This is a genomic window from Nocardioides sp. CPCC 206348, from assembly GCF_048654705.1.
In the GTDB taxonomy this organism is placed as follows: Bacteria; Actinomycetota; Actinomycetes; order Propionibacteriales; family Nocardioidaceae; genus Nocardioides.
The window spans coordinates 2,232-3,845 of sequence record NZ_JBMCZA010000212.1; the positions used below are offsets into that span (position 1 = coordinate 2,232).

At 72.6% G+C, this 1,614-nt stretch carries 1 protein-coding gene and 1 pseudogene; both read right to left on the reverse strand.

All coding sequences use genetic code 11. The features are described from left to right. Positions 1-960, reverse strand: a pseudogene (locus ACOADB_RS22000) (hypothetical protein); the annotation flags it as partial. Positions 961-990: 30 nt separating this feature from the next. Beyond that, on the reverse strand, positions 991-1,614 hold a 624-nt coding region (gene mshD / locus ACOADB_RS22005), incomplete at its 5' end, for a mycothiol synthase (RefSeq protein ID WP_378603608.1).

Below are 1,614 nucleotides of genomic sequence, written 5' to 3' on the forward strand. Positions count from 1 at the left end.
CGCCGCTTCGGCAGGATCCTCGAAAGCCGTCTCCGGGGACAGGAAGTCGATCACCGGTTCGGCTACGACCTCGGCCTCGACGGCTTCCTCGACCACTTCAGCGGGGACCTCTGCTGCGACCTCTGCTGGGACCTCCGCCTCGACGTCGGGCTCGCCCGGAGCGGTGGCCTGCTCGTCGAGAATCCCGAGGGGCAGCGTTTCGGGCGTGGGCTCCAGCGGGTCCGTCAGCGGATCGATCGTCGGGCGCCGCGTGGCGCGGGAGATGATGGCGGACCAGTCGTTCGGGTCGATCGGTTCCTCGTCGACCGGCTGCGCCGGGGGCACTGCTGCCGGCTCGTCCACGGGTTCGTCGTCGGTGATCGCGGCGCTCTCGTCCGCGGGGGAGTCCACCCGCAGGCGTTCGAGCCGTTCGGACAGGCCGCGCCCGGTGGCGACGGCCTCGATGTCGACGGTCTCCTCGACGGGCAGGTCGGCGATCCGGCGACCCACCGCACGGTCGATGACGTCCGCCCAGTCCGCGGTGCCGGAATGAGCGCCCTGCGCAGGGTCGGCCGGGACGACGGGCGGTTCGAGGTCGTCGGCGTCGGTCCCGGTCAGTGCGGCCGGGCTGACCAGGGAGCCCCAGTCGACGTCGTCGGTGCCTGGCGCCGGCTCGGCGATGGGGTGGGCCCGGTGGGCGACGCGCGCCGCGATGTTGTCCGGGTCCTCGGGAACGAGTCCGTCGGGGTCGTGGAGCGCCGGGGCGCTGGGGTGCGCCTCGCTGCCGGCGTCCAGCACGGCGGCGGTGTGGCTGCGGCGCAGCAGTTCCTGGATCTCGTCAGGCTCGAGCTCGCCGACGGCCGGCGCGTCCTGGTCATGGCGCCGCCACAGGCGGTTGCGTCGTCCACGACCGCGTCCTGAGGGCGCGTCGGCGTGCCCGGAGTCCTCGGACTCGGGCTCGCCGTCAGTGAACGAAGTCATGAAGGGTAAATCTACTCATGCCTGCCGGAGTTACGGTGCATGTTCCAGAACGTCCGAGCGGCGGTACTGCACATGCGTGTCCGTCGGAGCGTGCGTGAAGCCGATGCCGTCGTACAGATGGCGTGCCGCGACGTTGTCCGACTCGACGTACAGCAGCACCTCCTCGATTCCGCGTGACGCGAGGTGGTGCAGGCCCGCGAGGGTGAGCGCGCGCCCCAGCCCGCGGCCCTGCGCGGCAGGCGCCACGCCGACGACATAGACCTCGCCCGTCGACGCGTCATGCTGCTTGGTCCAGTGGAAACCGAGCAGGTGGCCGCCACGGTCGACGGCCAGGAGGAGACCGGCGGGGTCGAACCAGGGCTCGGCCATCCGCTCCTCGAGTCCGTGGAGGTCGAGGTCGCCCTGCTCCGCATGGTGGGCGAAGGCGGCGGCGTTGACGGCCAGGAACTCCGCGGCGTCGCCGGAGCCGTAGTCACGGATCGACACGTCTGCAGGCGGCTCCGCCGCCGCGAGCGGTACGGCGGTCGGTCGGCGCATCACCCACAGCTCCCTCGTGCGGGCGAATCCGAGGGGCCCCGCGAGCGCGGCGGCAGCGGGGTGGTCACCGTGGGACCACGCGGCCAGCGGCCCCGGTGCGGCACAGGCAAGGTCGGC